Genomic DNA, 22,303 nt, shown 5'->3' with positions numbered 1-22,303 from the left:
AACATTGAATAACCTAAAAAAAATACAGAATTTCTACTTCGTCGGGATTGGCGGCATCGGGATGAGCGCGCTTGCACGTTATTTCAAGATGCAGGGTAGAAATGTTTTTGGTTACGATAAAACCCCGTCTGACTTAACGGATGAATTGAAGGCCGAAGGAATTCCAGTGAATTTTATTGATGCTATTTCTGAAATTCCTGAAATGATAAAAGCTTCGGAAGAAACACAAATAGTCTTTACCCCAGCCATTCCAAAGCAAAGCAACATCTTGAACTATTTTTTTGATAATGGATTTTCAGTAATAAAAAGAGCGGAGCTTTTGGGCGAAGTAGCCAAAAACACATTATGCCTGGCAGTTGCCGGAACGCACGGGAAAACAACTACTTCGGCGATTTTGGGACATTTATTGGCGGAATGCAACATGCCCGTAACGGCATTTTTGGGCGGGATTGCCGAAAATTATAATTCCAATTTTATTTACCGCGGTAATAAAATAACCGTGGTTGAAGCTGATGAATTTGATCGCTCATTTTTAAGGTTGAAGCCAGATATCGCTTGCGTTACCTCGATGGATGCAGACCACTTGGATATTTACGGCACAGCGGGCGAATTGGAAAATGCATTTCGTGCCTTTGCGGATTTAGTTACAGAGGAAAGTAATGTATTGATTAAAAATAATTTGCCACTGGACGGCATGACTGTAGCGGTGGCAACAACCGCAGATTACGAAGCGCAAAATGTGCGCATAGAAAATGGAAATTATGTTTTCAACTTGAAGACTCCTACAATAACCCTACATGACCTAACCTTCAGGCTTCCGGGCCACCACAATTTATGTAATGCCATCATGGCTTTGGGCATGGCAATTTTAGCAGGCTCCCCAACCGATTGCCTGCCCAATGCATTGGCAAGTTTTACAGGCGTCAAGCGTCGTTTTTCATATAAAATTAAAACCGAAAAGCTGGTTTTGATTGATGATTACGCCCACCATCCCACTGAAATTGACGCGCTTTTTCAAGCGGTTGATGAAATGTACCCAAAGGATCACAAACAGATTGTCTTCCAGCCGCACCTTTTCAGTAGAACCCGCGATTTTGCAGAAGGTTTTGCGAAAAGTCTATCACAATTTGACGAGGTAGTACTTCTGGATATTTACCCCGCGCGTGAGGAGCCTATGCAGGGCATTACTTCTGAATGGCTTTTAAATATGGTTTCTTCAGAAAATAAAAAATTGGTGTTCAAGTCGGCCTTGCCAGAAATTTTGCTTCAATCAAAATGCAGGATAAAATTGCTCGTTGGGGCAGGGGACATAGGCGCGGAGGTAAGTAAAATAACCAAAATAGTTAAAGATGAAGCGTAGTTTGCAAATATTGAAATTTATGGTTCTTATTGGGCTGATGATTTTTCTATTCAGCTTCAGCAAAAAACGGAATGAGAGCCGTAAAATAGCAAAAGTGGAGATAGAATTTATGGATGATAACAGCCCGTTTATAACCCACAATTCAGTTAATAAATTGTTGATACAAAATGAAGCCAACGTTACGAGCGTAGGTAAAGAAACTTTAGTTTTGAAAGAGATGGAGCAGCGTTTGGTGGAAAACCCAATGATTCGGGACGCGCAGGTGTATCTATCTGTGGATGGGGTTTTAGGGGCAAAAATTGAGCAAAGACAACCGGTGGGAAGAGTGAGCGCATCGCCAGATTATTACCTGGACGCAGATGGGAAAAGAATGCCGTTGTCCAGTGTTTATTCAGCTAGGGTGCCATTAATCACAGGAATTTCCAATACAGAATTTACCGAGGTAACACCGCTGCTTTTAAAAATAAACGAAGATGAATTTATGCGGAGTAGTGTTATTGGGATAGACAGCCACGCAAATGGGGAATTGGTGCTCCAGCTTCGGAAAATGGATTTTAAAGTGCTTTTCGGAAAACCGATTTCAATAGAAAAGAAGTTTCAGAATTTTAAAGCTTTTTACAAAAAAACTAAAAGAGACAGTACGCTTTCAAGTTATAGCCAAATCAATTTGAAATTTGAAAGTCAGGTAATCGCCACAAAAAAAGAAGGCCATGGAAAATGATAATATTGCAGTAGGATTGGACATTGGAACTACCAAAATAGTCGCTATGATTGGTAGAAAAAATGACTATGGCAAAATGGAAGTTTTGGGAATAGGAAAAGCGAAAAGTCTTGGCGTGCACCGCGGTGTGGTCAACAACATTACGCAGACCATCCAATCCATCCAGCAAGCGGTGCAGGATGCTGAAAATTCTTCAGGTATGAAAATTAAGGATGTAGTCGTGGGCATTGCAGGACAGCATATTCGCAGCCTGCAGCATAGTGATTATATTACCAGAAGCAACGGCGAGGACGTTATAAGCGAAGAGGATATTGAGCGTCTTTGCAATCAAGTGCACAAACTGGTAATGCTTCCCGGCGAGGAAATTCTGCACGTATTGCCGCAGGATTTTAAAGTGGACGGACAAGCGGAAATAAAAGAACCCATTGGTATGTATGGCGCGCGGCTGGAAGCTAATTTTCATGTGGTCGTTGGACAAGTTTCCTCTATCAGAAATGTGGGAAGATGTATAAAAAGTGCTGGATTGGAGCTTTCCGCCATTACTTTGGAACCATTGGCTTCGGCGAAGGCGGTTTTGAGTCAGGAAGAAAAGGAAGCCGGCGTTGCTTTAATTGATATTGGTGGCGGCACTACGGATCTGGCTATTTTCAAAGATGGAATTATTCGTCACACAGCGGTAATTCCTTTCGGTGGAAATGTGATTACTGAAGATATAAAGGAAGGATGTTCCATTATCGAAAAACAGGCAGAACTGCTGAAAATAAAATTTGGATCTGCTTGGCCCGGAGAAAATAAGGACAATGAAATCGTAAGTATTCCCGGACTTCGTGGGCGTGAGCCAAAGGAAATAAGCCTAAAAAATCTTTCAAAAATAATTCACGCCCGAGTTATTGAAATTATTGAACAGGTTTATTTGGAAATAAAAAATTACGGTCACGAAGAACAAAAAAAGAAACTTATCGCCGGGATAGTGCTTACGGGTGGCGGCGCACAACTCCAGCATATAAAGCAATTGGTGGAATATATTACCGGTATGGATACCCGCATTGGTTATCCAAATGAACATCTGGCGGGCGACAGTGATGCCGAAACCACCAGCCCAATGTATGCCACGGCCGTAGGGTTGGTTTTGAATAGTTTGGAAAGCAAGGAAAAATCATCACTAATGAAGCGTTTTTCACATACTTTGGAAAAAGATGAAGCGGAAAAAGTGCAGGGGCAACAAAGTAAGGAGTTGCCGCGTGAGGAAGCTTTTCCGGAAGAAAATGAAGGAGCCGAAAAAGAACCAAGGGAAAGAAAGCGCTTTTTTGATAAGTGGGCAGAAAAATTCAAGGATTTCCTTGATAATGCTGAATAAAGCTTTCAGATCGTTATTTGAGTAAGGAAGAATAATAAAAAATTGCAATAAAAAATATAAATATGAGCAGCAACACAGAATTTAATAACATTTCATTTGATCTGCCTAAAAACCAGTCCAATGTGATTAAGGTTATAGGCGTAGGCGGCGGCGGGAGCAATGCCATAAACCATATGTTCAGTCAGGGAATAAAGGGCGTGGACTTTGTAATCTGCAATACAGATGCCCAAGCCTTGGAAAACAGCCCTGTGCCTAATAAAATACAATTGGGCGTTTCCCTAACCGAGGGACTTGGAGCAGGTGCCAACCCAAAAGTGGGTGAGCAATCTGCGGTGGAAAGTATGGATGAAATTAAAAGGATGCTCACCACAAATACCAAAATGATATTCATCACCGCTGGAATGGGCGGTGGTACAGGGACGGGAGCTGCACCCATTATTGCAAAAATGGCAAAGGATCTGGACATCTTGACCGTTGGTATCGTAACCATTCCTTTTCAATTTGAAGGAAAAACAAGAAATGACCAAGCACATATCGGGGTGGAAAAACTACGTCAAAATGTAGATTCATTGGTTGTAATCAATAATAATAAGCTTCGCGAAGTTTATGGAAATCTTGGTTTTAAGGCAGGATTCTCAAAAGCTGATGAAGTTTTGGCCACCGCTGCTCGTGGAATCGCCGAAGTTATTACCCACCATTACACCCAAAATATTGACCTTCGTGATGCGAAAACAGTTCTTTCAAACAGCGGTACCGCAATTATGGGAAGCGCAACTGCCACAGGCGGTGCACGCGCAAAAGAAGCCATTTCCAAAGCGCTTGATTCTCCGCTTCTTAATGACAATAAAATAAAGGGAGCCAAAAACGTATTGTTGCTTATCGTTTCCGGCTCAGAGGAAATCACTATTGATGAAATTGGCGAAATTAGCGATTACATCCAAGATGAAGCTGGACACAGTGCCAACATTATTATGGGTGTGGGCGAGGATGAAACTCTTGAAGGCTCAATCTCCATAACCGTGATTGCTACGGGATTTAACGTAGAGCAGCAAAACGAAATAGTGAATACTGAGACTAAAAAAATAATCCATACCCTTGAAGATGAGCAGCGAGCCGAACAAACACTTACGCCAAAAGCCACTGCTTCTCCCGTAAGATTGCCACAAAAACAGGAGCAGAATCCGCCAAAATCAACTTCTCCAATTGTGAGGCATACATTATTTGATGAAGCGGAGCACGAAATTAAATTACCTTTTGAAGGATATATAGAAACGTCGCAATTTCTTAAAAACCTGAATGTTTCTTTTGAGGAAATTTCAGTAGAAAATGTTGACGAATTCTCGCAGGTTGAAATCAATAGAATGAACGTGAACGAGTTTGTGATTCTGGAAGCACCAAAAGATGAGGAACCACAGATTGTTTCAAAAAAAGCTGAAATTGAAAACGAAGATGAACAAATGTTGATGTTTGATCTTCCCATAAATCCAGTTTCAGAAAAGAAAGAACCAAAAGTTGATTCCATAAATCAAGAGGAAGGAAAAAAAGTCATTTTCAATCTCGAGGAAATTGAGGTGAACGATCACGTTGAGATTATCCCAATAACGGAAGTTTCCGGCAATGGCGTAAAACGTTACAGCCTTGATGATTATCAAGAAATGGAGACGTTTTTGAGCAAGGCAAAACCCTCAAAACCTTCAATGGAAGAAGTTGCGGAGGAAGAAATAGTTTTTGAAAAAAGAACCGTTTCAGCACCTGCAGAAACTCAAAAAAATATCGAGGAAGATGAGGATCCTATGAACTCGCCCATTTCAAAATTGTTGAGCGACCGCACAGAGGAGCGAAAGCGCAGAATGAAGGAATTCAATTACAAGTTTAAAAATTCGTCTTCGCGCATTGACGAAATCGAAAAACAGCCTGCCTATAAGCGCATGGGCATCGATTTGGAACAGAAATCAAATCAGGCAAATATTTCAAGAACTTCGGTTAATACGGACGATGACGAAATTGAATTGCGAAAAAACAATTCATTTTTACATGATAATGTAGATTAAGATTTTTTGCTATCCACTTAAGCAAGGCCCGAAATCATTTTTAGATTTTGGGCTTTTTTACTACAAATCACCTTTAACCATTGCAGATTATTGTATATCTTCGCACTCAATAAAAATGCAAAGAATGAGCTTACAAGACCAAGTAATGGATGCGATGAAAGTGGCTATGAAAGCCAAGGATTCACAAACACTGGAAGCCTTGCGCTCTATAAAGTCTGCCCTTTTATTGGCGCAAACCGAATCTGGAACAAAAGCTGGGATTTCAGAGGCTGAAGAGATTAAACTTCTTCAAAAGCAAGTGAAACAGCGAAAGGACAGCGCGGCCATCTACAAAGAACAAGGCCGTGAAGATCTTGCCGAACCGGAATTGGCACAGGCTCAGGTAATAGAGCAATTTTTGCCAAAACAGCTGAGCGAAGAAGAGGTAGCGGAAACCGTTGATGCAATCATTGCTGAAACCGGTGCATCTTCAATGAAAGATATGGGTAAGGTTATGGGCTTGGCAAATGAAAGGCTCGCTGGAAAGGCTGATGGGAAAACCATCTCGAATGTGGTAAAAGCCAGGCTTTCTTAAAAAATTTATATTCGCTAATGCGGAAATTGGCCCCGTGGCGCAACTGAATAGCGCATCAGATTTCGGCTCTGAGGGTTGGGGGTTTGAATCCCTCCGGGGTCACAAAAGTAAAAGGTCTTGTTTCAAGGCCTTTTTTTATGTTTTATACCATTTTTTTAATTTTAGCTAAAACTGTAAGCTTCCTGACGATTTTACTTTAAAAATTGTTATTCTTTTTTGTGCCTCATACTTTTTGAGTATCTTAAAAGCGCTATTGTAAAAAATATATGCTATGCAATTAACGTCCAGACTTGAGCGCGCAATCGGTAAACTTTATAATGCCTTTCACGATGGCACATTAAATCCAGAGTGTTGCAATCACTGCGCTGTGGGAAATATTTGTGACAATACCGATAGCTGGAAATATTTAAGCGATGCACACGGTTCAGTTGTATTGAATTATGTAGGATTGGTAAACCAAAAATTCGGGAAAAGGATAAGCGGTTATACGCCTCTGGAGCTTTTACAAACGGAAGCCGCATTTCTAAAAGGTTGTGGATACTCGTTGCCGCTTAATTATAAATCTATTAAACCCAAAGATCCCACTTCAAAGGAAACACTCTTTAATGGACTTTGTGCAGCAATTGAATATCTGTGCGCGCTTGACGGAATTGAAAATGTCATGGATTATAAATCAATGTTTCAATTTGAAGTTAATTCTCCAAAAATGGAATTGCAGCCAGTCTAAAATTGGTTGCCTGTTTTAAAAAGCATTGTTTCTTTTAAAATTTCTCCAAGTTTAGTGGATCATTATTATCTTTAAACAAATACTCAGCACTTGGAGGAAAATAATTTTTTTTCGATAAAAAAATGGAACGAGGACGACCGTCCACGCGAGAAAATGCTTCAAAAAGGCCGCGTGGCACTCAGCGATGCCGAACTGATTGCAATTTTAATTGGCTCTGGCAGCCGCAATGAAAGTGCTGTTTCCCTGAGTCAACGAATTTTGGCAGCAGCCGGAAATAATTTGAATGAGCTGGGAAAGCATTCCATTTCAGATCTCATGAAATTTAAGGGAATAGGTGAGGCAAAAGCCATCACCATCGCCGCAGCCATGGAATTGGGTCGAAGGCGAAGGGGAGAGGAGGCCCTTGAAAAATTGAAAATTACTTCCAGTCATTCAGTTTTTGAATATATGCAACCAATAATTGGCGAATTGGGTCACGAAGAATTCTGGATTATCTATCTTAATAATTCGAATAAAATTTTACAGAGTGCACAATTGAGCAAAGGCGGTATTACCGGAACGGTTGTGGATGTTCGTTTGGCTTTTAAAGAGGCACTTCAACTGGGCGCCGTGGGAATAATTTTAGCCCATAATCATCCGTCGGGCACCTTAAAACCAAGCCAAGCGGACATCCAACTTACCAAAAAACTTAAAATAGCCGGTGACAGCTTGGACATCAAGGTTTTCGATCATCTTATAGTTACTGAAAAAGCGTACTTTAGCTTTGCTGATGAAAATATGCTATAACGCTTATGTTGCTACTTTACACCACAAAACTTACCCCTCGAATTTCATATATTTTTAAGCACATTTGCCTTCGTATTTTGGAGGTAGACGTTGTTTTTACCACTGCTATTGAAGAATTTATCGCTCATTCCGGCCCTAAATTTTCCTATGGAAAAAAACCATTGGGCAATGAACTTTTTTTTCAAAGTTATGGATTATTGGAGCAACAGGGTTTTGAAACTATAGACATAAGCGTAAAAAAATGGGACGAAACGGTTGGTTTTTTCGCTGTATCTAATAACAGTGCGCTACCGTTTGATATTTTTTCGGCAAGTTTTTATATGTTGAGCCGCTACGAAGAATATCTTCCCCACGTAAAAGACAAAATGGGAAGGTTTATGGCTTCGGAAAGTCTCGCTTTCAAAGAAAACTTTTTGCACCAACCAGTTGTGGATATCTGGGCCTACAAGTTTAAAAATTTGCTGAAGGACTTGTTCCCGGAAATGGAATTTCCGAAGAAGAAAATTACCATCCATCCGGTCATTGAAGCCTCGCAGCCATTTGCGTACAGCCAAAAAGGCGCGTTCCGGACATTGTTTGGATACATCAATAATTTATTGGAGGGAAAAATCCGTGAGATTATCAATAGAACACAAGTGATTATTGGCGCCAAGCGCGATCCATTTAATACTTTTAAATGGATAATAAATATAGCTACGCGGAGCAATTTTAAATTGACCATATTTTTCCTATTGGGAAATTCATTGGTATTTGAAGAAAGCCTGAATACACACAGGCAAAAATTCAAACTTTTGCTGAAATACGTGGCAGATTACAAAGAAGTAGGATTATTATTTTCATACGCTGCACTTACGGATTATGAGCTTTTGAAAGAGGAAAAACAGCAAATGGAAGCAATAACCAATAGGCCATTGGCAAGTTCAATAAACTCACAATTACTTGTAAATCTGCCAGATATTTACAGAAATCTCGTGGAGCTGGAAGTAAAAAAGGATTTCACTATGGTTTTTAGGGATACGGTGGGCTTCAGGGCTGGGACCTGTACTCCATTTCTGTTTTATGATTTGGATTATGAAGTCAAAACGCCATTGACCCTGTGCCCGGCGGCAATGACCACGTATGCATTTCAAACTAAATATCCCACAGATATTGAAAAATCCGTAAATGGAATGCTCGATGCGGTAAATGCCGTAAATGGAACCTTTACAATACTCTTTACAAATAAGGATTTTTCTTATTTGGAAAAAAATAAAATCTGGAGAAGCATTTTTTCAGAAAAACTTCAGGAATATGGATAGAAAAAATATTACTGATATTTTTTTCGATCTAGACCACACGTTGTGGGATTTCGATAAAAATTCCTCATTGGCATTTGCACGGGTTTTTAGCAAACATAAGGTCACTATAGATTTAATTGAATTTTTAAAAATCTACGAACCCATCAATTTAGAATATTGGAAAAAATATCGGGAAGAAAAAGTAACCAAGGAAGAGCTGAGACGGGGCAGATTAAATGATGCCTTTGCTATGTTTCAACTAACTTTTCCGGAAGAATATATTGACGGAATGGCAGTTTCCTACATAGATGAGCTTCCGGTTGACAATTATTTGCTGGACAATGCCGTAGCTATTTTGGAATATTTGCAAAAAAATTATCGCTTGCATATTATTACAAACGGTTTCAGGGAGGTCCAGAATTTAAAGCTGAAAAATAGTGGGATTGAAAAATTCTTCACGACGGTAACAAGCTCTGAAGAAGTAGGTGTAAAAAAGCCAAATCCATTGGTTTTTTCCTCGGCGCTTAAAAAGGCTGATACTTCTGCGGAAAAAAGTATGATGATAGGCGATAGTTTTGAAGCTGACATTCTGGGTGCGGAAGCAGCAGGCATGCATACGTTATTCTTCAATTATAGAAAAGAGATATTTGATCCAGCATATGCTACCGTGAATCATCTAAGCGAAATTAAAAACTATTTGTAGTAATATTTCGTATAACAAGCACGTTTATTTTAAGTAAATTATCCCCAATGATTAAGATTAACCTCAAGTTTTTCATATTTGTGGCACTTTGCTGCCTCTTTTTTTCGGCCTGTGTAAAAGATACAGATTTTGACCAAGCTGACGATATTGTTCTTTCACCGGTGGTCGAGCTGGACCTCATATATTTCAACCTTCGCGCTTCAGATTTTGTGGATACTGTTACTGGCAATCCGCGGTTGACCGTTACAGATACTACTGAAATTGAATTTCTGGACGGTTCATTTCTTCAGGAAAACTTGGCCCGGGCTGAATTTTATTTCAAATTTACAAATAGCATTCCGCGAAGTTTTGAAGTAGATTTTCAATTTTTAAGCGAAGCCAACGATACCACATATACCACACAAACTGTGGTAAATGAAGGTTCCGTTAGCTCTCCCGTAATCACTGAATTTATTGAAAATGTGGAGGGCGAGCAAATACTTCAACTTACTTCTGCAGATAAGGTTGTGGTTAGCGTTACGGTTCCATCCTCAACCGTAAATGTAAGCGGGGAGCTTAATTTGAAGTCCAAAACAACTTATTTTTTGGAATACTAATACGATGAAAATTTTATTCACTTGTATTCTGTCCCTTTTGGGCGCGGTGGCCATTTGTCAAAACAAGCAAATTCTGTATGGTTTTGATGAAATTCCGCAGTCGTTGATGCTAAATCCCGGCGGCAAGGTTTCGCAACGGGCTCATTTTGGAATTCCATTACTATCGCAAATCCATCTCAATATTGGTTCTTCCGGAGTAACAGTTTTTGATATCTTCGGTGAAAGCTCCGTTGATATAAATACTAGAATTCGAGATAAGATTTTCGAAATGAAAAATACAGATTTCTTTACCGCGACCCAGCAATTGGAGATTTTCAATCTAGGTTGGCGTGCCAAAAATGGAATCTATTTTTCGGGTGGTATTTATCAAGAATTTGATTTCATAAGTTATTTTCCTCGTGATTTGGCAATTTTGGGATGGGAAGGAAATCGAGATTATCTGGGGTATGAATTTGATTTGGGTGAATTGAATACCACGGGCGACTTGCTTACCGTGTATCATTTTGGCGCTAACAAGCAATTAACTGATAAATTGACCGCCGGAATTAGGGTGAAATTGTACTCGAGTATGTTCAATTTCAAAAGTGTGGATAACCAGGGAACATTTGTAACAACTTTGGGAGATGAAAATTCGGAAAATATTTATGAGCACACCATTACTAATGCTGACGTTACGCTTCAAACCTCAGGATATGCTTCGCTTCGGGATGATGAAAATGATGTGAATATAGCCAGCGAGATGTTGGGGCGAGCATTCTTCGGTGGAAATTTTGGTCTTGGTTTGGATATTGGTGCTACGTATGATATAAATGAAAAATGGACAGCAAGCGCAAGTATTTTGGATTTCGGCACTATTTTTCATTCGAATGATGTGGAAACCTACCGGGCTTACGGCAGTTACACGCTGGATGGAATCGAACTTATTTTTCCGCCGCTAAGTGCTGGCGAGAATACCTTTCCCTATTACAATAATCTTGAAGAAGAGATAGAGCGTGAAATTCCAATCGATACACTGAATACTGGTTATACGCAGATGCGTCCCGTAAAGTTCTACGCGTCATTGGGATACGGATTTGGAAAGTCTCGAGGAGATGCGTGTGATTGTTTTCATAATAAAAGCGATGACCATCAACAAACGGTGGGGATTCAATATTTCAGCATTATCAGGCCAAAAGGGCCACAGATGGCTGGCACACTATTTTATCATCGAAAATTTGGTGATTTTCTATCTGCAAAGGCAACCTATACAGTAGATTCCTATTCATATTCAAACATTGGTTTGGGCGTAACGGGTAGCATTGGAAAATTTGGAATGTATCTGGCGGCGGATAATCTATTGAAATATGGCAATCTCGCCAAAGCAAATAGCGTATCTTTACAAGTAGGTTTTAATATTATAATCGACGAATGATGGTACGTTTTTCCCTTTTTATTTATTTTTTGATGATCTCAATGATTTCGCTGGCACAGAATAAAAATTTGAGTGATTACAGCTTTGTGGTTGTGCCAGAGCAATTTGAATTCGTGAAAGGAAAGGATCAATACCAACTCAATTCAATGACGAAATTCTATTTAGAAAAAAACGGCTTCAATCCCTATTTTGAAAGTGAAATTCCAAATGCGGATAGGTGTGAAGGCCTTTACGCTAATGTTGAGGAATTGGGCGGTTTTTTTGGCACAAAATTGCAGTTGGTATTGAAGGATTGTAACGGTGCTGAAATCTACAGAAGCCCAGAAGGGAAAAGTAAATACAAAGATTTTGAAAAGACATATCAAGATGCGCTTCGGAAGACGCTCGAAAATTTGAGCAGTCTCAATGTCAAGCAAAAAGATGTCCAGCTTTTTAAAAAATCGGAAAATATTGCGGAGACTCCTGAAATTCAATTAGACCAAAATATTTCGGAGAATTCGCCTTCAAGAAATAGTCCCTCCAAAATTTTACCCAGTGGAAAATTCAGCAAGTATGTGTATTCAAATAATTCGTATTTATTGCGAAAAACGACTGAAGGATATTCGTTATATGAAGAGTCTAAAAATGCTCCGGACGGGCTTTTGCTGAAAGGTAAAATTATTGTCTTGGGTGAAATTTTGAAATATTTAGATACAACTGGTAAAACCTTTAATGTCAGTTTTGATGCTTCGCAAAATATGACGATTACCGATGGAAATGTCTCAATGGTTTATAAAATTCAAGATTAAAAATCATATTTATCTTTCCATAATTGCTTTAAATAATTTTTAAGGGAGTTTTCTTTGGGATTGTTGCCCGGTTTATAGAAAGTAGTTCCCTTAATTTCCTCCGGTAGAAATTCGTGCGCGACGAAATTGCCTTCATAATTATGGGCATATTCATATTCCTTTCCATAACCAAGCTCTTTCATAAGTTTGGTGGGAGCATTCCTAATGGAGAGCGGTACAGGTAAATCTCCTGTTTGCCTAACCACGCGTTGGGCCTCACCAATTGCGTTGTACGATGCATTGCTTTTAGGTGAAGTGGCCAAATAAATTGCACATTGGCTTAAAATAATCCGCGCTTCGGGATATCCAATGGTAGTGACGGCCTGAAAAGTACTATTTGCGAGAAGAAGCGCATTTGGATTTGCATTGCCAATATCTTCCGAGGCTAGGATAACCATCCTCCGTGCAATAAATTTAATATCCTCGCCGCCTTCTATCATCCTAGCGAGCCAATAAACGGCTGCATTTGGGTCGCTTCCGCGCATGGATTTTATAAATGCCGAAATAATATCATAATGCTGCTCACCCGTTTTGTCATAAAGCACAGTATTCTTTTGAACTTTTTGCATCACCAAATCATTCGTGATTTTTACCTTTTCCTCTTTTACGGAAAGAACTACCAATTCAAGAATATTGAGAAGTTTTCTGGCATCACCGCCCGAAAGGCGTATCAAGGCTTCAATTTCTTTCAATGTGATTTTCTTTTTTGAAAGAATTTTATCTTCCTTGATTGCCCTTTTCAAAAGCGAATCCAAATCTTCTCGAGTGAACGGTTTGAGAACATACACCTGGCATCTTGACAACAATGCGGGAATAACCTCAAAACTTGGATTTTCGGTTGTTGCACCAATTAAAGTAACCCATCCCTTTTCAACAGCGCCCAATAACGAATCTTGTTGCGATTTGCTGAAGCGGTGAATTTCATCAATAAAAAGTATCGGGTTTTTTGTACTGAAAAGTGTATCGCTTTTTTTTGCCTTTTCTATTACCTCACGCACGGCCGCAACGCCGCTGTCTACCGCGCTTAATATATAGAATGGTCTTCCGCTTTCATTTGCAATTATATTTGCCAGAGTGGTTTTACCAGTTCCGGGAGGGCCCCACAGAATCATGGAGCCTAGCATTCCACTATTCAATTGTGAAGTTAATGAACCTTGTGGGCCCACCAAATGCTGTTGGCTCAAATATTCAGAAAGATTTTTTGGACGGATTCGTTCTGCGAGGGGTGAATTCATAGCGGTTAAAATTACAATTTTCAAGAAAGTAAATCACTGATATTTTGTCAGAAATTATAAGTGCGGATTGTTTTTTGCCTTTCCAAATTAATATGAATAAAACCGAATCTTTGCGCTTTTCTCCTTCAGTGTTTGGGTATCCATTGCTCTTCGTGATGGCTTTATGGCTTGTCTTCTGGGCTGAAAGCAGATTTGGTTGGAATTTTAATTCCTTTGGTATATATCCACGAAAATTTGAGGGATTGCGTGGAATATTTTTAGGGCCATTCATCCACGGAGATCTAAAACACTTATTTAATAATTCGGTTCCGCTTTTTGTCTTAGGTACTGCGCTATTTTATTTTTATAGAAATATTCGTTGGAAAATTGTTTTTTATGGTCTACTAATTACAGGATTCGCAACTTGGCTTATAGGAAGACCTGCTAACCACATTGGTGCAAGCGGTGTTGTCTATATGTTGGCATCCTTTCATTTTTTTAAAGGTATATTTTCAAAACAATATCAACTTACAGCCCTTTCTTTTGTAGTTGTCTTTTTGTATGGTAGTTTATTATGGTATGTGTTTCCGGTAGATCCTAAAATTTCTTGGGAAGGACATCTGTCTGGCTTTTTTGTGGGTTTTGCATTCTCTTTCATATTCAAAGGAAATTTTATTAAAGAGAAAAAATATGAATGGGAGCGTGAGGGCTACAGGCCAGAAGAGGATGAATTTATGAAGCAGTTCGATGAAGATGGAAATTTTATTGAAACGCCAAAAGTAATCAATCCAAATTCTGGATTAGATGATGTAGATGATACTCCAACACCGCCAAGAACCGTTAGAGTTATTTATACTGTGAAAAAGAATACTGAGGCAAGAGACAATTTATGAGGTACGCTGCCTAACAACTTCATATAAAAACGCTCCGCAAGCTACCGAAACGTTTAGGGAATTTATTTCACCCAAAAGAGGTAGAGAAGCCTTGCCATCAACAAGATTTAATACTGAATTTGAAACTCCTTTTCCTTCAGAACCCATCACTATTCCTAATGGTCCTGTAAAATCTGTTTTGTATATATTAATGCTTGTTTTTTCAGTTGCTGCTATGGTGGTAATCCCGGAACCCTGCAAGTAAAATATTGCATCTTTTATGTGATCTACCTTACAAATGGGAATTTTGAAAATTGCACCAGCTGAAGTTTTAACAGTATCACCTGTAACGGGAGCGCCTCCGGTTTTTTGAATTATAACAGCATCAACACCTGTGCATTCTGCTGTTCTTAAAATTGCGCCAAAATTCCGTACATCACTTATTTGATCTAGGATGAGAAAGAGAGGAGTTTTGGGTGAAGCCAAAACTTTTTCAACCACTTCTTCCAAAGTTTGAAATGTAACTGGAGAGGTTTGTGCGATAATGCCTTGATGGTTGCCGCGGGTTAGCCTGTTTAGCTTCTCCATAGGCACGTAGCTCAATGGAACATTTTTGTTCTCTAAGTCTTTTACTAAACTATCTATTTTATCGCTACTAATTCCTTTTTGAACATAAACCTTATCAAAAATAACGTTTGACGAGAGTGCTTCTTTTATAGGGTATATCCCAAAAATTATTGCATCTTGATTTTTCATTGGATAAAGTTAGTAATAAAAAAACACCCCTTGGAGAAGGGGTGTTTGAGATTAAACAATTTTTATATTAAGGTAGTCTATTCTGTAAGCTAACTGTTACTCTTCCTCCTGAAACGTAGTCTGGATTCTCTTCAATAGCCAATGTCAAAAATTCAGTAGTTTCGGGGGTTAAACTTACATCAGTAATGGTGATGTTAATTGTCCCATCGTGAGACCCAGCTGGAATTAAAACTGTTGAGTCAAAACTATAATTTTCGGGAGAAGTTGTTGTAGAATTGAATTCGTTATAAACAACTACATTGAAAGTTCGATCGACATCAGCAACATTGTTAATATATACATTTGCCGGTCTAGTTTGAGACTGTCCTTCAGATAAAGAAACAAGGGCAATTTCTGTAGTAACAAACCCAATATTAGTAGGTCTATCAGTATTGTAATCATCGTAGGTCTCACAAGACTGATTTAAAATAGCTACTGCAAATAATATTATTGCGAATTTAATATTTTTCATTTTTGATATTTTTTAAATGTTAATAGCCAGGGTTTTGAACTAAATTTGGATTTTTATCTATAGTAGATTGTGGAATCGGTAATTGAAATCTAAAATTTCCAGCAGGTAAAGATAATGTTACCGAAGGAGTTCCTGAACCGTCAGCTAAATCTCCGAATGCTTCTCTTGAAACTGGAAGTCCCCATCTTTTAATATCAAAAAACCTCTGTGATTCAAAAGCGAATTCTAGTCTTCGCTCAAGACGAATTGCATCACGTAAGGCCACTCCTGTCTCTCCGCTTGGTGGCGAAGTATATCTATTCGTGCGAACAATATCAAGTTCAGTTCTAGCTGAACTTTCGTTTCCTAGATTATAATATGCCTCTGCTTTATTTAAATTGGCCTCAGCTACACGAAATAATTTAAAATCTACTTGACCAGTTATTCCAACAGTTCTACCAAAAGCTTTTTTTATAGCGTTAAATTGAAGTTGTCCATTAGATGCATTTAATGTATATGCCATTTTTCTAATGTCATCATTTTGGTATAGTTGATATAATTCAAGTGATACTACATATTCGGGTATAAGTGCAAATCTTCCTCCTTGGCTCCAAGTTACACCTTGAGTCACCCCCAAACCGTCTTGAGTATTTGGTATATAGAATAATAATCCCGCTCTACTTTCATCAATCCATACGTCGTTAACTTCATCTCTGGGAGCTATTGAACTTGTAACCATATCTGCTGCATCAATTGCATTTTGCCACTGCCCCATGTATAAATATGTCCTAGAAAGTAAGAGCGCAACTACTTCAGTATCAAATCTAGCTACACCATTATCTGGGTTAATATCGGCAAGTGCTTCAGTTAAATCCGCAACAATTTTGTTATAAACATCACCAACTGTTTCACGAGCAGGTAGCAATTCGAAGTCCGGACTCGTAACATAAGCAATTCCTAAACTTCCATTTGCATCAGAGGATTGCGTGGGTATTTTTCCAAAGAAACTCACAACATTCAAGTGACCTAAAGCTCTCAAAGCCTTTGCTTCTGCCACAAAATTTGAGATATCTTCTGGGTCTCCCTGAAATTGCTCGGCGTATGATAACATAAGGTTCGCTCGATAAATCATTTCATACGATCGTGCATAAAGTCCCCCGAGAACTTCATCTGCGGGGAAGTATAAAAAGTTGTGGAGTGTAAACCTAGTACCTCTTCCACGCTGTGCAAAAGTAACATTGTCAGACAGAACATCTGGTGCATCTAGCATACCACCTGCATCACTTCCACCATAGAGTGTAGGTAATGTCAGAGTCTCATATATACCTAATGTAGCGTTTTCAAAATCATCGATAGTTTGATAAACTTGATCTTGTGGGGCTTCGTCAAAAGGAACTTGATCCAACTCGCTTTCACAAGAAGAAAGTACTCCTATTGATATTAATAAAAGTGCTGTATTATAAAATATTTTTTTCATTTTTATTTTTTTTAAAATTAGAAACTTACATCCAAGCCCACTTGTACAGATTTCGTATTTGGATAACTATAAAGTGTGACTTCTCCCGGTGCAACAACGTCTGCAAATGGTATAGTTTCACCAGATGATAAACCAACTTCAGGATCGCCCCAGAACTTGGTAAAAGTTAGGAGATTTTGACCTTGAAGATACACTCTTAAAGAATTTATTGGAGATTTTTCCAACAATTCATTAGGAAAACTATAGGAAAGAGTAACATTCCTCATTCTGATATAATCACCTCTTTCCAGAAATCTATCAGACTGACTAGTTATTGCCGTATCGTCTAAAGTATATATTGGGCTTGGTAGAACGCCCGTATCTCCCGGATTTTGCCAATAGTTAAATGCATCAATTGCTTGATTATCATCAATAAATTCACCTTCATTTATTCTCTGTTGTTTAACAATGTTATTTATCCAGTTTCCGTATTTGAAAACAAAATCAGCTCTCAATCCAAAACCTTTATAATTAAAATTGGTAAAGAAACCACCTTCCTTATCAGCTATAGTTGATTTTCCTTGGAAAACTCTATTTTCACCCTCTGGAAGTTCATTCGCAAAATATATGTTACCATCTGCACCATAGAATTGTGATCTTCCAGTTGCAGGATCAACACCTGCATATCTGATTAAAAAATGCTCATTGATCTTTCTGCCTTCACTGTATCTAATATTAAAAGCATTAGGAGTGACATCCTGACCGTTAGGAAGCTCAACGATTTCAGTGTCAAGAAAAAGAATATTTCCTCCTAATGTCCAAGTAAAATCAGGGCTTCTGAAAATATCCCCTTGGATTGCTACTTCCAGACCTTTGTTTTGAATCTCTCCAAGGTTACCTTCTAGTCCTTGAACTCCACCTTGGCTAATAATACCTTGCTCATCTGCTGTAGGAATAACAAAAAGTAGATCATCCGTATTACGGATAAAATAATCCGTAACCCCACGAAGACGATTGTTAAAAAGATTAAATTCTAAACCTACGTTACCTGTTGTTGTAGTTTCCCATTTAATAATTGGATTTGCAACTCGATCAGGAATTGAGGCATTACCAGAATCCCCCGAGTCGCTAACTGGATATGGATTGTAAACATTAACTGCTTGTGAAGCGTATCTATTAATACCATTTCTGTTACCAACCGTACCATAAGCTACACGTAGTTTTAGAAGGTCTATCTCGTCAACTGCAAAGAAATCCTCTTTCGCAATATTCCATCCCAAACTTCCACTGTAAAATACTCCATATTGGTTATCTGCACCAAAATTAGAAGATGCGTCAGTACGAACACTTGCTCCAACAAGGTATTTTTCTTTAAAATCATATTCAGCAAAAAGACCATACGATAATAAGGTCAATCTATTTCTTAAAGTATAATTTTGATCATTTGTATCAAAGCCTGAAGCATGAACTTGAGTAGTTAATGCGGCAGAAGGAAATCCTAATTTTCTCAGTTGTGTGATATTGAACTCATTCATATTATACTCATAAAGACCTAAAATATCTAAGTTGTGATCTTCAGTGCGCAGATTGTAATTTAATCTATTGCTAAGCGTAAGATCTACTCTATGAACTTGTCTATCTCTCTTGTTACCTTGAGGGCCATTTGGAGCTAAAATGTCCTGAAGAATTCCTCCTGGCTGTGAATATGATTCAGATCGTGCAGCTTGCCAGTTTACACTAGCATTAAATCCATAACTCCAATTCTTTGAAAATTTAACAACCGCATCCAAACTTCCTAAAGTAGTGTTTTCAAATTCTTCCGCGGGTTCAGTTAATAGCGCACCTCTTACAGGGAATCCTGATCGAGTTGGATTGTAAACGGGATCGCCATTCTCATCAAGTACTATATTTCCATCTTCATCCAGAACAAACTCTGGCTCGTAGCTGTTATAATCAAGCATTGCTCTGAATGGGTTTTGAGCATTATTACGATCTCTCGGTTCATCGCTAAAAGATCTTGAATAACCAACATTCACACCCAAACTCAGCCATTCTTTTGCGTCGAAATTAACATTTAAACGAGTACCTGTTCTTTCAAATCCTTGAATGTTATCAATAATACCAGTATTTCTATCATTGGTTAAGGAGAAATAATAATCCATTTTTTCTCCACCACCAGAAATAGAAACACTATTATTTTGCACTACACCCTCTTTTAATATTAAATCTTGCCAATCAACTGCATTGTCCAACAAAAATTGTCTCTCTGGACTACCCGGTTCAGTTGTTACGCCAGGAAGGGTACTGGCTGTGGTGATACCTAGCGCATATAGTTCTGATTCATATTGAAGCTTTTGAGCGGCGTTCATCATCGTGAAGTTAGGCTCAATTCTTGAAGTGACTCCATACCTTGAGCTAAATCTTATTACAGCATCTCTATTTCTATTTCCGCTCTTTGTAGTAATAACCACAACTCCATTTGATCCACGAGATCCATAACGTGCAGTTGTTGCAGCATCTTTTAATATGGAGATATTTTCTATATCTTCATTCGGAATATTAGATAGATCCTGTTCACGGATAGGGGCACCATCGACAATATATAATGGCGATGCGGCACCAGCAGTAAGGGACCCTACACCCCTAATACGAACGAATGCTCCTTGTCCTGGTTTACCATTCGCTGAAGTAACTTGAACCCCAGCAGCTTTACCTTGAAGCATATTATCAATACTTGTGGTTGGTGCCAATTGAGAAATTTCAGATGCTGAAATCGAAACAACTGCAGAAGTTTGAACGGTCTGATTTCTAGTTGAATATCCAGTTACAACCACCTCTTCAAGAGCAGAACCTGGATTTAACTGAATACTTATCGTACTCTGCGCTCCTACTCTTACTTCCTTTGTTTCAAACCCAACATAACTAAAGGTAAGAGTCTGGGTAGCACTAGCAGAAATGGTATAATTACCATCAAAGTCTGTTTGTGTTCCAGTACTTGTTCCTTTAATAATTACGTTTGCACCCGGCAATGGCAGACCAGTATCGTCCGTCACCGTACCTGTAATTGTTTTTTGCTGTGCGAAGGTAAGCTGCACAACCAACGCTAGTAACAGCGTTAAAATTCCACTAAACTTTGTTTTCATTTTATAAATTATTTGAATTAGCCAACGGCAAAAATCAAAATAAAAAGTTAATTACACAACTATTTACAAGCAAATTTTAGCTTTTATTTCACTCAGATGCCAATTATATGTGAATTTTTGTCAGAATCGAGAAGATATGCTTATGTGGATTTTTGTATTGGAAAAGCTGAAGTCCTGACCCTCAGTATTTCCATTGGCAACATTGAATTTGAATATACCTGCCTTGGTCTGTAATCCCAATCCCAGACCAGCACTATATAATTTCTGTTTAATCGATAATATCTCGTTTTCAAAGTAACCTAAATCAATAATGCTATGGATGTATACGCCTTCATTGAATTGATATCGATATTCTGTATTCAGCACCGAAAAAAGGGACGCATCAATACTATTTTCGTTAAACCCGCGGATACTGTTTATACCCCCAAACCTAAATAATTCATTAATTAAATAGTTTTCGCTGAAAAGTATGCTTGTGGTGTTCTGAATAAAAATCGAATTTTTATAGTTTAAATTGAAAATATTGTGGGCTACAGTTTCTATCCGAACCTGATTTTCCGAAATTGAATCCCGTTCCCGGGTTCCAAAACCGGTATCTAATAGCACGTACGTTTTTACGGGAAAAAGCCTTTTGTTTTGAGGTTTTAAAAAACTTGCACCAGCCAAAAAAAAGCGTGAAGTAAAATCTTCTACCGCATTGCCGGCGATAGCTTGGTCAAGCAAGTTGCTAGAATCATAGGTTTTATATCCCACATATACGTTTGAAGTTGGATTAATTTGATACGTTGTTCTTATTTGCTGCTCGGTCGTTACAAATGTGCTATCCCTCTTAAAAATCTTTAGCTCGGCACTAAGCCCAAATGGAGTTGCAAAAAGATAGGGTAGCGTTGCCCGTACTCTGAAATTTACTTGCTCTTGGCCATCTGCTTTGTAATTAAGCAAAAGTTGCTCCCCGTAATTTAAATTGTTGTTCAGTTCTAAATTCAAATATCCGTTAAATTCCAATTTTTGTGTTTCTTCATTTGTGGCAAACCCTATAATTCCATCAAAAAGATTATTATTCTGCTTTTCCAAATAAAAATAAACCGTGGTTGAATCTTTTCTGAATAAGGCCTCGGGAGGTTTCAGAGAGGTCGCAAAACCCAAACTGTTCAAATTTTCATTTTGGGCAACAAGCTTTTTCTGGTTAAAGATCTTTCCTTTGCGAACCCCAGCATAGTATTTTAAAAATGAGCGGGGAAATTTTTCATACCCCTTCACTATGATGGAATCTATAGTTCTCACATTGCCATTGTCCACAATCAATGAAGCTGACAAATTGCCTTCTCCATCTTTTTCAATACCCGAAAGGCGAACCCTCGCGAATGCATTTCCCACCTGATTTCTTATTGCCGTAAGTTTTCTCAAGGAAGAGGGAATGCTCTCAAATGGAAGTATAAAAAACTCTCCTTCAATTTCAGAAGAAATGCGCTGCAGATTTTTGCTCGTGAAATCTTCTTTTGAATAATAGACTCTTATATTTCTGTATCTTCTTCCGAAGAAAAAGTTAGCTGTATAATTGCTATCATTTATTTTTTGAAGTTCTAACAATTCACTTTCAATATATCCCAGTCGCTGCAATGTTTGAAAAATAGTATCTGTTTCTATTTGGAGCGATGTTACATCTTTGAAAGTAGATTTCCGAAGCAAAGAATCTTTAAGTCCTTCGGCAATAGGTTTTTCAGCTTTCAGCGAAAGTATGATTTCTTGCGCATGGATTTTTACGAAGAAACTTATACCTATATATAGGAATAAAAAAAATAAGTGTTTTTTTCGCAAGCGGAATTTTCTTTTACAGTGTAAAACTAACGTTTCATCTGAAGCTTTCATATTTCGAAAATGAAAAATTATCAAAGTATGCTGAAAATTAATTGGGTAAGGTTTGATTAGTTGGAAAATATTTCTACATTTGCATCCCCTAAAAATAGGGGTGTTTTATTTTT

At 38.4% G+C, this 22,303-nt stretch carries 19 protein-coding genes and 1 tRNA gene; 14 read left to right on the top strand and 6 right to left on the bottom strand.

Annotated elements, in window-relative coordinates; all coding sequences use genetic code 11:
- Positions 1–4: 4 nt before the first annotated feature.
- From KIV10_RS00355 to KIV10_RS00295, 13 genes are all read left to right on the top strand, one after another.
- On the top strand, positions 5–1,360 hold the full coding sequence (locus tag KIV10_RS00355) for a UDP-N-acetylmuramate--L-alanine ligase (protein WP_214111500.1): 1,356 nt from the start codon (positions 5–7) through the stop codon (positions 1,358–1,360).
- Positions 1,350–2,081, top strand: coding sequence for a cell division protein FtsQ/DivIB (locus KIV10_RS00350; protein ID WP_214111499.1), 732 nt, complete (start codon positions 1,350–1,352; stop codon positions 2,079–2,081). Before KIV10_RS00355 ends, KIV10_RS00350 begins: the two co-directional genes overlap by 11 nt.
- Positions 2,071–3,438, top strand: coding sequence for a cell division protein FtsA (gene ftsA, locus KIV10_RS00345; protein ID WP_214111498.1), 1,368 nt, complete (start codon positions 2,071–2,073; stop codon positions 3,436–3,438). The genes KIV10_RS00350 and ftsA overlap by 11 nt, the downstream gene beginning before the upstream one ends.
- A 62-nt stretch (positions 3,439–3,500) precedes the next feature.
- Complete coding sequence (ftsZ, locus tag KIV10_RS00340) at positions 3,501–5,489, top strand: cell division protein FtsZ (protein ID WP_214111497.1); 1,989 nt, start codon at positions 3,501–3,503, stop codon at positions 5,487–5,489.
- Positions 5,490–5,613: 124 nt separating this feature from the next.
- Positions 5,614–6,063 (top strand): GatB/YqeY domain-containing protein, encoded by a 450-nt coding sequence (locus KIV10_RS00335; RefSeq protein ID WP_214111496.1) that lies wholly within the window; start codon positions 5,614–5,616, stop codon positions 6,061–6,063.
- A gap of 28 nt (positions 6,064–6,091) precedes the next feature.
- Positions 6,092–6,165, top strand: a tRNA-Arg gene (locus KIV10_RS00330).
- Between the two features lie 169 nt (positions 6,166–6,334).
- Entirely contained in the window at positions 6,335–6,790 is a 456-nt protein-coding gene (locus KIV10_RS00325) for a Na(+)-translocating NADH-quinone reductase subunit F (RefSeq protein ID WP_214111495.1), read from the top strand.
- A 90-nt stretch (positions 6,791–6,880) separates the two neighbouring features.
- Positions 6,881–7,576 (top strand): RadC family protein, encoded by a 696-nt coding sequence (gene radC, locus KIV10_RS00320; protein WP_214111494.1) that lies wholly within the window; start codon positions 6,881–6,883, stop codon positions 7,574–7,576.
- Positions 7,577–7,581: 5 nt separating this feature from the next.
- Positions 7,582–8,874 carry a DUF7033 domain-containing protein gene (locus tag KIV10_RS00315; RefSeq protein ID WP_214111493.1) on the top strand — a complete coding sequence of 431 codons (1,293 nt, stop codon included), beginning with the start codon at positions 7,582–7,584 and terminating at the stop codon, positions 8,872–8,874.
- Entirely contained in the window at positions 8,867–9,556 is a 690-nt protein-coding gene (locus KIV10_RS00310; RefSeq protein ID WP_214111492.1) for a YjjG family noncanonical pyrimidine nucleotidase, read from the top strand. The genes KIV10_RS00315 and KIV10_RS00310 overlap by 8 nt, the downstream gene beginning before the upstream one ends.
- 47 nt (positions 9,557–9,603) lie before the next feature.
- The gene (locus KIV10_RS00305) at positions 9,604–10,152 is read left to right on the top strand and encodes a hypothetical protein (protein ID WP_214111491.1); all 549 of its coding nucleotides are present in this window, start codon (positions 9,604–9,606) and stop codon (positions 10,150–10,152) included.
- 4 nt (positions 10,153–10,156) lie between these two features.
- Positions 10,157–11,563, top strand: a complete 1,407-nt coding sequence (locus tag KIV10_RS00300) for a DUF5723 family protein (RefSeq protein ID WP_214111490.1) — start codon at positions 10,157–10,159, stop codon at positions 11,561–11,563.
- Positions 11,563–12,351 carry a hypothetical protein gene (locus KIV10_RS00295; protein WP_214111489.1) on the top strand — a complete coding sequence of 263 codons (789 nt, stop codon included), beginning with the start codon at positions 11,563–11,565 and terminating at the stop codon, positions 12,349–12,351. Before KIV10_RS00300 ends, KIV10_RS00295 begins: the two co-directional genes overlap by 1 nt.
- Here the strand turns inward: KIV10_RS00295 and KIV10_RS00290 are convergent.
- Positions 12,348–13,625: a replication-associated recombination protein A gene (locus KIV10_RS00290; protein ID WP_214111488.1), complete on the bottom strand. Its 1,278-nt coding sequence runs from the start codon at positions 13,623–13,625 to the stop codon at positions 12,348–12,350. The two genes, KIV10_RS00295 and KIV10_RS00290, sit on opposite strands and share 4 nt — an antisense overlap.
- Positions 13,626–13,717: 92 nt before the next feature.
- On the opposite strand from KIV10_RS00290, the gene KIV10_RS00285 reads away from it, so the two are divergent.
- Entirely contained in the window at positions 13,718–14,497 is a 780-nt protein-coding gene (locus KIV10_RS00285; protein WP_214111487.1) for a rhomboid family intramembrane serine protease, read from the top strand.
- On the opposite strand, the gene rlmB is transcribed toward KIV10_RS00285, so the two are convergent.
- From rlmB to KIV10_RS00260, 5 genes are all read right to left on the bottom strand, one after another.
- A complete protein-coding gene (gene rlmB / locus KIV10_RS00280) occupies positions 14,492–15,232 on the bottom strand; it encodes a 23S rRNA (guanosine(2251)-2'-O)-methyltransferase RlmB (protein ID WP_214111486.1) in 741 nt (246 codons plus the stop codon). The two genes, KIV10_RS00285 and rlmB, sit on opposite strands and share 6 nt — an antisense overlap.
- A 67-nt stretch (positions 15,233–15,299) precedes the next feature.
- Positions 15,300–15,743, bottom strand: coding sequence for a hypothetical protein (locus tag KIV10_RS00275; RefSeq protein ID WP_214111485.1), 444 nt, complete (start codon positions 15,741–15,743; stop codon positions 15,300–15,302).
- Positions 15,744–15,762: 19 nt separating this feature from the next.
- Positions 15,763–17,199 (bottom strand): RagB/SusD family nutrient uptake outer membrane protein, encoded by a 1,437-nt coding sequence (locus KIV10_RS00270; RefSeq protein WP_214111484.1) that lies wholly within the window; start codon positions 17,197–17,199, stop codon positions 15,763–15,765.
- Between the two features lie 17 nt (positions 17,200–17,216).
- The gene (locus KIV10_RS00265) at positions 17,217–20,321 is read right to left on the bottom strand and encodes a SusC/RagA family TonB-linked outer membrane protein (protein WP_214111483.1); all 3,105 of its coding nucleotides are present in this window, start codon (positions 20,319–20,321) and stop codon (positions 17,217–17,219) included.
- 120 nt (positions 20,322–20,441) lie between these two features.
- Complete coding sequence (locus tag KIV10_RS00260; protein WP_214111482.1) at positions 20,442–22,190, bottom strand: BamA/TamA family outer membrane protein; 1,749 nt, start codon at positions 22,188–22,190, stop codon at positions 20,442–20,444.
- Positions 22,191–22,303 lie beyond the last annotated feature (113 nt).

This window comes from Aequorivita echinoideorum, from assembly GCF_018476645.1.
In the GTDB taxonomy this organism is placed as follows: domain Bacteria; phylum Bacteroidota; class Bacteroidia; order Flavobacteriales; family Flavobacteriaceae; genus Aequorivita; species Aequorivita echinoideorum.
This window is presented reverse-complemented; position numbering and strand designations above follow the sequence as displayed.